The organism is Micromonospora sp. NPDC047730 (assembly GCF_043204765.1).
In the GTDB taxonomy this organism is placed as follows: domain Bacteria; phylum Actinomycetota; class Actinomycetes; order Mycobacteriales; family Micromonosporaceae; genus Micromonospora.
Map to the genome: position 1 here is coordinate 142,225 of NZ_JBIDCU010000017.1, position 11,966 is coordinate 154,190.

The 11,966-nt window shown below is 74.1% G+C and carries 14 protein-coding genes; 9 read left to right on the forward strand and 5 right to left on the reverse strand.

All coding sequences use genetic code 11. The features are described 5' to 3' along the window. Positions 1–49: 49 nt before the first annotated feature. The 5 genes from ACGF5G_RS29200 (at position 50) to ACGF5G_RS29220 (ending at position 4,404) form a co-directional block, all read left to right on the forward strand. Positions 50–784, forward strand: coding sequence for a hypothetical protein (locus ACGF5G_RS29200; RefSeq protein WP_393268554.1), 735 nt, complete (start codon positions 50–52; stop codon positions 782–784). Then, the gene (locus ACGF5G_RS29205) at positions 784–1,662 is read left to right on the forward strand and encodes an ABC transporter ATP-binding protein (RefSeq protein WP_393268556.1); all 879 of its coding nucleotides are present in this window, start codon (positions 784–786) and stop codon (positions 1,660–1,662) included. The genes ACGF5G_RS29200 and ACGF5G_RS29205 overlap by 1 nt, the downstream gene beginning before the upstream one ends. Then, positions 1,659–3,194, forward strand: a complete 1,536-nt coding sequence (locus ACGF5G_RS29210) for a hypothetical protein (protein ID WP_393268559.1) — start codon at positions 1,659–1,661, stop codon at positions 3,192–3,194. The genes ACGF5G_RS29205 and ACGF5G_RS29210 overlap by 4 nt, the downstream gene beginning before the upstream one ends. A gap of 107 nt (positions 3,195–3,301) precedes the next feature. After that, positions 3,302–3,940 (forward strand): TetR/AcrR family transcriptional regulator, encoded by a 639-nt coding sequence (locus tag ACGF5G_RS29215; RefSeq protein WP_393268561.1) that lies wholly within the window; start codon positions 3,302–3,304, stop codon positions 3,938–3,940. After that, a complete protein-coding gene (locus tag ACGF5G_RS29220) occupies positions 3,937–4,404 on the forward strand; it encodes an acyl-CoA thioesterase (protein ID WP_393268562.1) in 468 nt (155 codons plus the stop codon). Before ACGF5G_RS29215 ends, ACGF5G_RS29220 begins: the two co-directional genes overlap by 4 nt. Positions 4,405–4,409: 5 nt before the next feature. Here the strand turns inward: ACGF5G_RS29220 and ACGF5G_RS29225 are convergent, their stop codons facing one another. The 4 genes from ACGF5G_RS29225 to ACGF5G_RS29240 all read right to left on the reverse strand — a co-directional run bounded on the left by ACGF5G_RS29225 (position 4,410) and on the right by ACGF5G_RS29240 (position 6,363). Then, on the reverse strand, positions 4,410–4,862 hold the full coding sequence (locus ACGF5G_RS29225; protein ID WP_393268592.1) for a nucleoside deaminase: 453 nt from the start codon (positions 4,860–4,862) through the stop codon (positions 4,410–4,412). Between the two features lie 193 nt (positions 4,863–5,055). Continuing rightward, positions 5,056–5,583 carry a tRNA adenosine deaminase-associated protein gene (locus ACGF5G_RS29230; RefSeq protein ID WP_393268564.1) on the reverse strand — a complete coding sequence of 176 codons (528 nt, stop codon included), beginning with the start codon at positions 5,581–5,583 and terminating at the stop codon, positions 5,056–5,058. A gap of 113 nt (positions 5,584–5,696) precedes the next feature. Beyond that, complete coding sequence (locus ACGF5G_RS29235) at positions 5,697–5,864, reverse strand: hypothetical protein (protein WP_350709602.1); 168 nt, start codon at positions 5,862–5,864, stop codon at positions 5,697–5,699. A 112-nt stretch (positions 5,865–5,976) separates the two neighbouring features. Further along, positions 5,977–6,363 carry a hypothetical protein gene (locus ACGF5G_RS29240; RefSeq protein WP_393268567.1) on the reverse strand — a complete coding sequence of 129 codons (387 nt, stop codon included), beginning with the start codon at positions 6,361–6,363 and terminating at the stop codon, positions 5,977–5,979. A gap of 60 nt (positions 6,364–6,423) precedes the next feature. On the opposite strand from ACGF5G_RS29240, the gene ACGF5G_RS29245 reads away from it, so the two are divergent. Continuing rightward, complete coding sequence (locus ACGF5G_RS29245) at positions 6,424–7,173, forward strand: M23 family metallopeptidase (protein WP_393268568.1); 750 nt, start codon at positions 6,424–6,426, stop codon at positions 7,171–7,173. Between the two features lie 54 nt (positions 7,174–7,227). After that, a complete protein-coding gene (locus ACGF5G_RS29250; RefSeq protein WP_393268571.1) occupies positions 7,228–8,304 on the forward strand; it encodes a PHP domain-containing protein in 1,077 nt (358 codons plus the stop codon). Positions 8,305–8,414: 110 nt separating this feature from the next. On the opposite strand, the gene ACGF5G_RS29255 is transcribed toward ACGF5G_RS29250, so the two are convergent. Beyond that, positions 8,415–9,392, reverse strand: a complete 978-nt coding sequence (locus tag ACGF5G_RS29255) for a DMT family transporter (protein ID WP_393268574.1) — start codon at positions 9,390–9,392, stop codon at positions 8,415–8,417. A 117-nt stretch (positions 9,393–9,509) separates the two neighbouring features. On the opposite strand from ACGF5G_RS29255, the gene ACGF5G_RS29260 reads away from it, so the two are divergent. Continuing rightward, positions 9,510–10,109, forward strand: coding sequence for a Uma2 family endonuclease (locus ACGF5G_RS29260; RefSeq protein WP_393268576.1), 600 nt, complete (start codon positions 9,510–9,512; stop codon positions 10,107–10,109). 52 nt (positions 10,110–10,161) lie between these two features. Then, positions 10,162–11,832 (forward strand): DUF885 domain-containing protein, encoded by a 1,671-nt coding sequence (locus tag ACGF5G_RS29265; RefSeq protein ID WP_393268578.1) that lies wholly within the window; start codon positions 10,162–10,164, stop codon positions 11,830–11,832. The last annotated feature ends 134 nt before the right edge of the window (positions 11,833–11,966 follow it).

An 11,966-nucleotide genomic window follows, 5' to 3' on the forward strand; every position in this document is an offset into this window, starting at 1 on the left:
GCCGGGTGGTGAGCTTTGGGCATCCCTTTCCCCGTCTCGGGAGCCCTTCATGCGCCCTGTCCCCACCTTGACCGCCGCCGCCGTCGTGACCGCCGTGGCCGTTACCGGCTGCGCCGACGTGCGAGCGATCAACGAAGCGCGCGACGACCGGCGCGACTTCGCCCTGTCCGGCAAACAGTTGGTGATCGAGAGCGACGGTGCCGAACTACGCCTGGTCGCCGGCACCGGCGCGGCGGTCGAAGTCGAGCGGTCGCTGACCGGCAAGGCCACCCTCCGCGGCAACGCGTCCTGGTCCCTTGACGGCGACAGGCTCCGGCTGCGGGTGACGTGCAGCGGCCTGGTGCCGGACTGCACGGGCCGGCACATCGTTCACGTGCCGGCCGGCGTCGCGGTCCGGGTGACCAACAACGCCGCGGTACGGGTGGTCGGGTTGAGCGCCGACCTGACCGCGACGGTGACCGACGGCTGGCTGCGCGTCGAGAAACCCGCCGGGACCCTGCGTCTCGACGCCGAGTACGACATCGACGTCACCGGGGCGCGCTCCCCCGACGTCATCGCCACGTCCAGCGGCCGGAACGTCGACCTCGTCTTCGCCACCCCGCCGAACCGGGTGGAGGTCCGCGCCGACGGTTCCGCCAAGGTCGCGCTGCCCGGCGGAGCGGAGACCTACCGCGTCGTCGCCACGCCCGGCGGCTCCGCGCTCACCAACGATCCGGCCAGCAGGCGAACGGTCACCGTCACCGCCGGCGAGGGCTACACCGCTACCGTGCGAAAGGTGAGCTGATGTTGGAGCTGAACGACATCACCAAGATCTACAAGGGTCGGAAGCGGGCCGTCGACGGGATCACCATGCGGCTCGGCACCGGCGTGGTGGGCCTGCTCGGCCCCAACGGTGCGGGCAAGTCGTCGTTGATGCGGATAGCCGCCACCGTCACCAGGCCGACGAGCGGGCAACTGCTCTTCCAGGGCGCCGACGTCGTCGCGAAGCCCGAGGTGCTCCGGCGTCAGCTCGGCTACCTGCCGCAGGACTTCGGCGTCTACCCCAACCTGACCGCCCGAGAATTCCTGTCGTACCTGGCGGCCGTCAAGGGGCTCGCGGCCCGGTCCGCCCGCGCACGCATCGACGAACTGCTGGAGACCGTCAACCTGACGGAGGCGGTCAAGCGCCCGCTGGGCAGGTATTCCGGCGGCATGCTGCGCCGGGTCGGCATCGCGCAGGCGCTGCTCGCCGACCCGCGGGTGGTCATCGTCGACGAGCCCACCGCCGGCCTGGACCCGCAGGAGCGGGTGCGCTTCCGCAACCTGCTCAGCGAACTGGCCGCCGACCGGTTGGTGCTGCTCTCCACCCACATCGTGTCCGACATCGAGTCGGTGGCGAACGACATCGCGATCGTGGCTCAGGGTCGGCTGCTGCGCCGCGGCGCACCGGAGCAGTTGCTGCGCACCGTGACGGGGCACGTCTGGGAGACGGTCGTCGGGCCGGACTCGGTCGCCGCGGTGCAGGCCCGGCATCCGGTCAGCCGGATGGTCCGCACCGCGCACGGCGTGCGCGTACGGCTGCTGTCGACCACCGCGCCCGGGCCGGACGCGACGCCGGTGTCGCCCGACCTGGAGGACGCCTACCTCGCGGTGGTGGGCGGGATGCCGGAGCTGGCCCGATGAGGCCGGGCATGCTGGGGGCGCTCGCCGTCGCGGACTTCCGCGAGCGCGTACGCCGCCCGGGGTACCTGGTGGTCCTGCTGGCCGCCGTCGGGCTGGGCTACCTGGCGGCGCCCGCGACCGGAACCAACTGGACCATCGTCAACTCGGGGGCGTACCGCGGTGTCTACAACAGCGCCTACCTCGGTACGGTGACCGCGCTGGCCGGAGCGCTGTGGCTCTCCGTCGGCGGCTTCTACGTGATCCGGACAGCGATCGCCCACGACGAGCGGACCGGCGTGGGGCAGTTGCTCGCCACGACGCCGCTTCGCACCTGCGGATACCTGCTCGGCAAGTTCCTGAGCAACCTGCTGGTGCTGGGCTCGATGGCGGTGACGTTGGCCGGGACGGCGTTGGTGCTGCAGTTGGCGCGGGGCGAGTCCCGGGCCGTCGACCCGGTCGCCCTGCTGTTGCCGTTCGCGCTGTTCACGCTGCCGGTGTTGGCGCTCACCGCAGCCGCCGCGGTGGTGTTCGAGACGACCCCGGTGTTGCGCACCGGAGTCGGGAACCTGGTCTGGTTCTTCCTGTCGATGGCCTCGATCGTCGTCGGGCAGTCGGCGAACGCCCCGCTGGGCGGGTTCGGCGTGCACCTCTTCGCCGACTCCATGCGCGACGAACTGGCGGCCCGTGGCCTGGCGGTCACCGAGTTCGCGCTGGGCCTGATGTACCTGGACAGTCCGCCCCGGGCGATCCCCTGGACAGGCGTGGACTTCACCGCCGGCTTCGTCGGCGAACGGTTCGTGCTCGTGCTGGTGGCGGCGGTGGCGGTGACCCTGCCGGCCGTCTGGTTCGGCCGCTTCGACCCGGCCCGCGCGGTCGTCCCCGCCGCGTCCGCGCCGGCCACCGCCGCACCGGTCGAGCTTCCCGCGACGGCGTACCCGGTGGTGTCGTCGCCCCGGACCGCGTCACGGCGCGGGCGTTCCTTCGGCCGCCTACTCGCCGGCGAGTTGCGGATCCTCGTCCGGGGTGTCTCCTGGTGGTGGTGGCTCGGTGTCGCGGTGCTGGTCGTCGCCGGGGCGGCCCTGCCCGTCGGCGCCTCGCGGGCCACGCTCGTCGCGGCGTGGGTCTGGCCGGTGCTGGTCTGGTCCCGGCTCGGCACCCACGCCCGCGAGCACGGCGTCGAGGCGCTGCTCGGCGCCTACCCGTCCCCCGCCGGCCGGGTGTTGGCGCAGTGGCTCGCCGGTTTCCTGCTCACCGCGCTCGTCGGGCTGGGCCCGGCCGTGCGGATGGCCGCCGCCGGCGACCTGGGGGACTGGCTGTCCGGGGCCGCCTTCATCCCGGCGCTCGCGCTGGCCCTGGGCGTGCTGGCTCGCACCCACCGGCTGTTCCAGGCCACGTATCCGGCGCTCTGGTATGCCGTGGCCAACGGCGTCGCCGGCCTCGACTACATGGGCGCGCTGGCCGGCGGTCCGGCGCCCGTCGGGGTGGGCGCCGTGGCGGCGCTGCTGCTGGTGGTGGCCCTCGCCGCCACCGCCACCCGCGAGGCCCGCCGCTGACGGCGTCGGTGCCGCCCGTCATCACCGGATGGCGGGCGGCGCTTTCGTGGCCACGATCACACCGAAAATAAATACGACCAGTCGTGCTTTTTGATTAGCCTCTCCCCATGACCGTCGACGGACGCCTCGCGCGGGGCGAGCGGAGCCGCGCCGCCGCGCTGGACGCCGCCGTGGTGCTGGCCACCGAGGTCGGCCTGCACGGGCTCTCCCTCGCCCAGCTCGCCGACACGCTCGGGGTCAGCAAGTCCGGGCTGTTCGCGCACTGGCGCTCCAAGGAGGCGCTCCAGCTCGCCACCATCGACCGGGCCGTGGAGCAGTGGCAGGAGCAAATCGTCGCCCCGGCCCTGCGCGCCCCCGGCGGCGTACGGCGGCTCTGGGCGTTGCACCAGGCCCGGATCGACTTCTACGCCGCCCGGGTGCTCCCCGGCGGCTGCTTCTTCGCCAGCACCGACTTCGAGTACAACGCCCGCCCCGGCCCGGTCCGGGACCGGCTCGCCGAGGTGTTCGGCCGCTGGGCCGCGTTCCTCGAACGGCTCGTCCGGGAGGCCGTCGACGCCGGCGAGCTACCCGCCGACACCGACGTCCCGCAGTTGGCGTACGAGATCGACGCGCTCGGGATCACCGCCGCGCTGCGCTCCCGGCTGCTGGACCCCGACACCGCCTACCGGCACGCCCGCCAGGGCTTGCTGAACCGCCTACGGGCGTTGTGCCCCGACCCCACCCTGCTACCGGAAGGCCGCTCATGAGCCACGCCATCGCCGACCAGCCCGCCGTCGAGTTCGGTCACGTCGAGCACGTCACGGTGCACTTCGACGACCTCGACGCCCTCGGCCTCCTGCACAACGCCCGGTACGCGGTGCTGCTGGAACGGGCCTTGACGCCGTACTGGGCTGCCCGGGGCGTCTCGTTCCAGGGCGGGCAGCGCAGCGCCCCCGACGTGTTCCACGCGGTACGCGAGTTCACCATCACCTACCGCGCCCCGATCACCGGCACCGGGCCCGTGGCGGTGCACTTCTGGCTCGAACACTTCGGCACCAGCAGCGCCGAGTACGCCTACCAGTTCCGCTCGACCGACGGCCGCACCGTGCACGCCGAGGGCCGACGCGCCATCGTCCGGCTCGACCCGGCCACTCTGCGCCCGGCGCCGTGGACCGAGACCGCGCAGGCGGTGGCCGCCACCCTGCTCCGCCCCGCCCCAAGCCCGGCCTGACGCGCTCAGCGGAAGAAGGCGCGCAGCAGCGCCGCGCTCTCCGACTCCAGGACGCCGCCGTAGACCTCCGGCCGGTGGTTGAGCCGACGGTCGCGCAGCACGTCCCAGAGCGAGCCGGCGGCCCCGGTCTTCGGCTCCCAGGCACCGAACACCACAGTGGACACCCGGGCCAGCACGAGCGCGCCCGCGCACATCGTGCAGGGTTCCAGGGTGACCACCAGCGTGCAGCCGTCGAGCCGCCAGCGGCCCAGCCGCTCCGCCGCCCGGCGCAGCGCCAGCACCTCGGCGTGCGCGGTCGGGTCGCCGGTCAGCTCCCGCTCGTTGCGCCCCGTCGCCAGCTCGGCGCCGTCCGGCCCGTAGAGCACGGCACCGACGGGGATGTCGTCGGAGGCGTCCTCGCCCGTGCCGCCGGGGGGCTCCGCCGGCCCGGTGACCGCGACCTCCAGCGCCCGGCGCATCCACAGCTCGTGCCGCTGCCGCCGGCCGGCGCCGTCCGGGTCGGCCAGCCCCTCGTGCGCGCCGGGCCCGACCCGGCCGACCGAGCCGGGGGTCGGCTGCCCCGGCCGTACGGTCTCCAGCGCCGGATCGGTGGCGTCGGCCGGCTCCCCGCCGCCGGCCCCCGACCGACCCGGCCCGGCGGCACCGGACGGGTCAGACCTCACGCAGCTCCTCGACCTCGTCGGCGCAGCCGAGCATCAGGCACACCTCGGCGGTCACGTCGGCGGGCATCATGCCCTCCTGTGCGCAGAGGTTGAGCAGCTTCTGCGCGGGGATGCCCAGGTCGGCCAGGATGTCGGCGTCGCCGACCGGGTCGGCCTCGGGGTCGACGGCGGGCTGCTGGCTCTCCTCGTCGCCGGAAGGGGCCGGGCGCGGCTCGTCGGTGTCGTCCACCCCCGTCACCGAGGTCTTGAGGTCTCCCACCAGCAGCGCGCCCAGCCGGGACTCCTCCGCGTACGCCGAGTCGGAGCCGAAGACCCGCAGGTCCTCCCCCTCGTCCAGGCGCAGGATCACCAGGTACGCGTCGTCCGCCTCGACGAAGAGCAGCGACAGGTCGGCATCCTGGTCGACGTCGCGCAGCCGGTCGGCGACGTCGTCGACGTCGGTGACGCCCCGCAGGTTGACCTCGGCCGCGGTCCAGCCGCCGCCGTCACGCACGACCGCCGCAGCGAAGTACGACACGGTCCCCCCAAAAGCCTCGGCACGCCGACCCGTTACGCGTGCACGTTAGCCGGTCGGGTCGGCAGACGACCGGTCAACGCCCCGAAGGGCCGGTCAATCCTGAGGAAACTCTCTCAGCCGGCGACGCGACGGCGGGTGGCGATGAGTTCCCGCAGCCGCTCGCTCCGCACCCGCTGCGGCCGCTCGCGCTGGCGGACCGCCCGGGCACCCGCCAACTCGGCGAGGAGCTGCTGGCGACGACGGCTGCGCTCGGGATCGAGCCGCGGAGTGGTCCAGGCCATACCGCCGAGAGTGCCGAGTCCGTGCGGCCACGTCAAGACGGGATTCGCTGCGCAGCCGGCCCGCGACGCAGCGCAGCCGCGCCCGCCGCCCGGACCTCCCCGGGACCGGGGACTACCAGAGCGGCCAGTCCCCGCTCGACGCCCAGCGCACCGCCACGACGGCGGCGGCGATGCTCCACCCGCCGGCGGTGACGATCGCGACCCCGGTGGCCACCCCCCGGTCGCCGGCGCGGACCAGCAGCAGCGCGGCCAGCCAGGCCAGGCCGCCGGCCGCCACCGTCCACCAGGCGTACTCGGACACGCTGCGGCCGAGCAGGCCGAACAGGAGCAGCCAGACGGTCGCCGCGCCGCCGCCCACGGCGACGCCCACGCCGGTGACCGGGTGCGGCTCGCGGTAGGTGGGCCGCGACGGCGGCCCGGCGGGGAAGAGCCCCGAGGGGGCACGCGGCGCCGGGCGCAGGTCCGGGTCGGGCGGGAAGGCGTACGGTCCGGTCGTCACCTGCGCCTCCCCTCTGCCGTGCGGCTCGTCCCACCGTACCGACTCTGTCAGGATGTCCGGATGCCCTCGCCGACGATCCGACGCCGCCGCGCGCGTCCGGCGTACCCGGTCCTGCTGCTGCTCGTGCCGGTGCTGGCCGCCGGCTGCGCGACGAGCCGGCCCGGGACGGCACCCGGCACCCCCCGCCCGAGCCTGCCGGCCACGGCCGCGCAACCGGCGCCGTCGTCCGCCGTCCCGACCGACGCCGCCCCGACCGGCCCGTCGGCGGTGCCGACCCGCGCCGGGCTGCCGCACGTCTTTCCGGTACGCGCGGCGAACGTCGCCTACCACCCGACCCACTCGGCCTACCCGGGGACGGACATCTTCGCCGACTGCGGCGAGCCCGTGGTGGCGGTGACCGACGGCCTCGTCCTGGAGGTCAGCCGGGTGGACCGGTTCGACAAGCGGGGGCCGCGAGGGCCCTACAACGGCGGGCTGTCGGTCTCGCTGCTCGGCGACGACGGGGTGCGCTACTACGGCTCGCACCTGCGCCGGATCGCCGACGGGATCGACGCCGGCGTGCGGGTGCGGGCGGGGCGGCTGCTCGGCGAGGTCGGCCGGACGGGCAACGCGAACAACGTCTGCCACCTGCACTTCGGCATCTCCCCGCCGTGTACGGGCCGGGACGGCTGGTGGATCCGGCGGGGCGTGGTCTGGCCGGCGCCCTACCTGAACTCGTGGCGGCGCAAGGGCAACCGCGAGCCGGCCGCCGAGGTGGCCGCGTGGCACCGCCGGCACGGCTGCCCGAAGGCCCCGGCGACGACCGGCTGACCGCGCCGCAGGTCGTCCCTGCGACCGGCGGCACGGAGGCGTATTTTCCTTGGAATGAGCGCCCGGGACCCGATCGCCGATCTCCGCCGGATCGCCTTCCTCCTGGAGCGGGCGAACGAGGCGACCTACCGGGTCCGGGCGTTCCGGTCGGCGGCCACGGCCCTCGCCGCGCTGCCGGCGAGGGAGGTGGCCGAGCGGGCCCGCACCGGCAAGCTCACCGAGCTGTCCGGGGTCGGCGACGTCACCGCCCGGTGCGTCGCCGAGTCGCTCGCCGGCGAGGAGCCGGTCTACCTGCGCCGGCTGGTCGCCACCGAGGGCACCGACCTCGACGCGGCGGCGACCGCGCTGCGCACCGCGCTGCGCGGCGACTGCCACACCCACTCCGACTGGTCCGACGGCGGCTCCCCCATCGAGGAGATGGCGCTCGCCGCGGTCGAGCTGGGCCACGAGTACCTGGTGCTGACCGACCACTCGCCCCGGCTGAAGGTGGCCCGGGGCCTGACCGCGGACCGGCTGCGCCGCCAGCTCGACCACGTCGCGAAGGTCAACGAGGCGCTGCCGGAGGGCTTCCGGATCCTGACCGGCATCGAGGTCGACATCCTCGCCGACGGTTCGCTGGATCAGGACGAGAAGCTGCTGGCCCGCCTCGACGTGGTGGTCGGCTCGGTGCACAGCGGCCTGAACGACGAGCGGACGAAGATGACCCGGCGGATGCTGGCCGCGATCGCGAACCCGCACCTGGACATCCTCGGCCACTGCACCGGGCGGATGGTGTCGTCCCGGCCGGCCGGCGTGAAGGGGCCGGGCGACCGGGCGCACCGGCCGCGTACCCGGTCGGAGAGCGACTTCGACGCGGACGCCGTCTTCGCCGCGTGCGCCGAGCGCGGGGTGGCCGTGGAGATCAACTCTCGGCCGGAGCGGCAGGATCCCCCGAAGCGGCTGATCCGTCGGGCCCTGGAGGCCGGCTGCGACTTCGCCATCAACACCGACGCGCACGCCCCGGGGCAGCTCGACTGGCAGCGGTTCGGCTGCGAGCGCGCCGCCCTCTGCGGGGTGCCCGCCGACCGGGTGGTCAACACGTGGGACGCCGACCGGCTGGTCGACTGGGCGCGCGAGCACGCCGCGCGCTGAACCCTCGCCTCGCCGGCCGCCCCGGGCCGGGGCGCCCCGTCGACACCGCGCGGCGCCGCCCAGCGGTAGGTGGCCCGCGCAGCCCGCCCGGCGACGTCGGCCGGGGCCGCTCAGCGAGGGGTGGCCGGCACGATGGCCGGCGCGGGCGGCGCGGCGGCGTCGGCCGCCGGCGGACGCCGGCCGATCAGGCCCTGCGAGACGGCGACGCCGAGCAGCACGATCAGTGCGCCGACCGGCTGGTGCCAGGTGAGCCGCTCGTCGAGGGCGAGGGCGCCGATCAGCACCGCGAAGACCGGGATCAGGTAGGTCACGGTGGAGGCGGTGCTCGCCCCGGCGACCCGGATGTTGCGCATGTTGATGACGAAGGCGAGGCCGGTGCCGAGCGCGCCGAGCGCCAGCACGCTGGCGACCACCTCGACCGAGAGGCCGGTCGGCGCCGGCGGCGCCCCCGCGACGAACGGCGCGACGACCGCGAGCTGGGCCGCCGCCATCAGCAACTGCGCCGCCGAGAGCGAGAGCCCGGAGTGCGCACTGCCGGCGACGAACTTCTTCTGGTACGGGATGGCGACGCCGTAGCAGGCGGCGGCGCCGAAGCACATCAGCTGCCCGACGAAGTGCGCCCCGCCCACGCCCTGCCAGACGCCGAGCACCACCAGCACGCCGACGAAGCCCAGCGCCAACCCGACCGCGCGGCGGACGGTCAGCCGCTCGGTGCGGAACACCAGCACCGCCAGCGGCAGCACGATCAGCGGGGTGGTCGCGTTCCAGATGCCCGCGAGCATCGACTCGACCCGCTGCTCGCCGTAGCCGAAGAGGGTGAACGGCACGGCGACGCCGAACGCGGCGACGACGGCCAGGTGCGCCCAGACCCGGGGCTCGGTGGGCAGCCGGTCACGGAGCACGGCGAGCACCACCAGCAGCGTCACCGCGCCGGCGACGACCCGGTAGAGGGTGAGATGCAGCGGATGCAGCTCCTCGACGCCGACCTTGATGAACAGGAAGCTGGAGCCCCAGATCGCCGCCAGCGCGACGAACCCGGGCAGCCAGCTCCGCAGCGCCGCCCGGTCAGGGGTGATATCCGCTGTCACTCCTGACACTCTGCCGCAGCCCCACGACAATGTCCCGCGACTTTCGGACGCCGTGTCGACCGCCACAGCAACCGACTTACATTGGAGACGTTGACCAGCCGAGGAGGTGGCCACCCGATGGCGATGCCGATGCGGTTCGACCCGCTCACCGATTTCGACGGGATGTGGACGACGCGACTCGCCGACCGTTACCTCCCGCTGCCGGAAGTGCCGGCCGCGCGTTACGAGTGCATCGACGGAAGGCTGGTCATGACACCCGCCGAGGTGGGCACCAACAGCTACGGGGAAGCCAAGCTGATCCGTCTCCTCGGGCCGGCCGCGGAGACCGCCGGCCTCTACGTGTACGGCCAGGTGAACCTCACCTTCACTCCGCAGCGGTGGATCCAGCCGGACGTGACCGTCCTGCACACCCTCCCGGCGGACGACGAGGAGGACCGCTGGATCCCGGTGAAGCTGTGCACGATGGCCGTGGAGTTCGTCTCCCCCGGGAGCCGGCGGCAGGACTTCGTGGACAAGCCGCGCCGCTGCGCCGAGGGCGGGGTGCCCTACTTCATGCGGATCGAGATCACCCGACGGCTGCGGCACGTGTCGGTCGAGCTGTACTCGCTCGACGAGGAAGGTGCGTACGTCATCCTGGCGGAGGCGCTCGGCGGGCAGCGGCTCCACGCCGACGCACCGTTCCCGATCGACTTCGACCCTGCCGACCTGCTGCCCTGAACACCGCAAACACGCTCGACAACTCGGCGGTCGCGTCGCGTAGGGTCGCAGCGTGGGACGAATCGATGACCTCGCGAACCGGTACGTGGCCGACTGGGCGCCGCTGAGCCCGACCGGCGCCACCTACGTCGGCATTGCCGGCTACGACGGCCAGCTCGACGATCTGTCACCGGACGGATACGCGGCCCGGGCCGGGCTGATCAGACAGACCCTGGCGGACCTGGACGTGACCGAGCCGGAATCAGAGTCGGAACGGACCGCCAAGGAGGCCATGCAGGAGCGGCTGGGCCTCGACCTCGCCCGCTACGAGGCGGGCGAGACGACCAGCGAGGTGAACGTGATCGCCAGCGGCCTGCACGAGGTCCGCATGGTGTTCGACCTGATGCCCACCGAGGGCGACGACGCCAGGGCCAACATCGCCGCCCGGCTGAACGGCTTCGCGGGCGCGCTGGAGGGCTACAAGGCGACGCTGCGCGAGGCGGCCGCCGCCGGCCACGTCAGCTCCCGGGTGCAGTTGGTCGAGGTCGCCAAGCAGTGCGACATCTGGACGGACCCGGACGGCGACAACTTCTTCCACGGGCTGGTCGAGCGGCTGGACGCCGACGGCAGCCTCGGTGCCGAGCTGCGCCGAGGCGCGGCGGCGGCGACCGCGGCGACCGCCGAGTTCGGGCAGTTCCTCCGCACCGAGCTGGCCCCGCTGGGCCGGGAGAAGCAGGCCGCCGGCCGCGAGCGCTACGAGCTGGCCTCGCAGTACTTCCTGGGCGCCAGGGTCGACCTCGACGAGACGTACGCCTGGGGGTTCGAGGAGCTGGCCCGGCTGGAGGCCGAGATGCGGGCGGTGGCCGCCCGGATCGTCGGCCCCGGCGCGACCATCGACGAGGCGGTCGCGGCGCTGGACGCCGACCCGGCCCGGACCATCCAGGGCAAGGAGGCGTTCCGGGACTGGATGCAGGCGCTCGCCGACAAGGCGATCAGCGACCTGAACGGCACCCACTTCGACATCCCGGAGCAGGTCCGCCGGATCGAGTGCTGCCTCGCCCCGACCAGCGACGGCGCGATCTACTACACCGGCCCGAGCGAGGACTTCTCCCGCCCCGGTCGCATGTGGTGGGCGGTGCCGCAGGGCGTCACGGACTTCTCCACCTGGCGCGAGGTGACCACCGTCTACCACGAGGGCGTGCCAGGTCACCACCTCCAGGTCGCCCAGACCGCGGTCCGCGCCGAGCTGCTCAACCGCTGGCAGCGGCTGCTCTGCTGGGTCTCCGGGCACGGCGAGGGCTGGGCGCTCTACTCGGAGCGGCTGATGGACGATCTGGGCTACCTGGACGACCCGGGCGACAAGCTCGGCATGCTCGACGGGCAGGCGTTCCGGGCTGCCCGGGTGATCGTCGACATCGGCATGCACCTGGAGCTGGAGATCCCGAAGGACAACCCGTTCGGCTTCCACCCGGGCGAGCGCTGGACGCCGGAGCTGGGCTGGGAGTTCATGCGGGCGCACTGCCGGGTGCCGGACGAGAACCTGCGCTTCGAGCTGAACCGCTACCTCGGCTGGCCGGGGCAGGCCCCCTCGTACAAGGTGGGCGAGCGGATCTGGCTCCAGGCCCGCGACGAGGCGAAGGCCCGCAAGGGCGCCGACTTCGACCTGAAGGAGTTCCACCGCCAGGCGCTCGACCTGGGCTCGCTCGGGCTCGACCCGCTGCGCAGGGCGCTCGCCCGCCTCTGAGGTGCGGTGGGGGGGGGGGGGGGGGCCCCCCCCCCCCCCCCCGCGGGGGGGGGCCCCGCCCCCCCCCCCCCCCGGGGGGCCCCCCCCCCCCCCCCCCCCCGCCCCCCCCCCCCCCCCCCCCCCCCCCCCCCCCC

Coding starts and splice junctions, on each gene's coding strand:
- ACGF5G_RS29200 (WP_393268554.1), top strand. CDS start 50: ATGCGCCCTGTCCCCACCTTGACCGCCGCCGCCGTCGTGACCGCCGTG.
- ACGF5G_RS29205 (WP_393268556.1), top strand. CDS start 784: ATGTTGGAGCTGAACGACATCACCAAGATCTACAAGGGTCGGAAGCGG.
- ACGF5G_RS29210 (WP_393268559.1), top strand. CDS start 1,659: ATGAGGCCGGGCATGCTGGGGGCGCTCGCCGTCGCGGACTTCCGCGAG.
- ACGF5G_RS29215 (WP_393268561.1), top strand. CDS start 3,302: ATGACCGTCGACGGACGCCTCGCGCGGGGCGAGCGGAGCCGCGCCGCC.
- ACGF5G_RS29220 (WP_393268562.1), top strand. CDS start 3,937: ATGAGCCACGCCATCGCCGACCAGCCCGCCGTCGAGTTCGGTCACGTC.
- ACGF5G_RS29225 (WP_393268592.1), bottom strand. CDS start 4,862: ATGCGCCGGGCGCTGGAGGTCGCGGTCACCGGGCCGGCGGAGCCCCCC.
- ACGF5G_RS29235 (WP_350709602.1), bottom strand. CDS start 5,864: ATGGCCTGGACCACTCCGCGGCTCGATCCCGAGCGCAGCCGTCGTCGC.
- ACGF5G_RS29245 (WP_393268568.1), top strand. CDS start 6,424: ATGCCCTCGCCGACGATCCGACGCCGCCGCGCGCGTCCGGCGTACCCG.
- ACGF5G_RS29250 (WP_393268571.1), top strand. CDS start 7,228: ATGAGCGCCCGGGACCCGATCGCCGATCTCCGCCGGATCGCCTTCCTC.
- ACGF5G_RS29260 (WP_393268576.1), top strand. CDS start 9,510: ATGGCGATGCCGATGCGGTTCGACCCGCTCACCGATTTCGACGGGATG.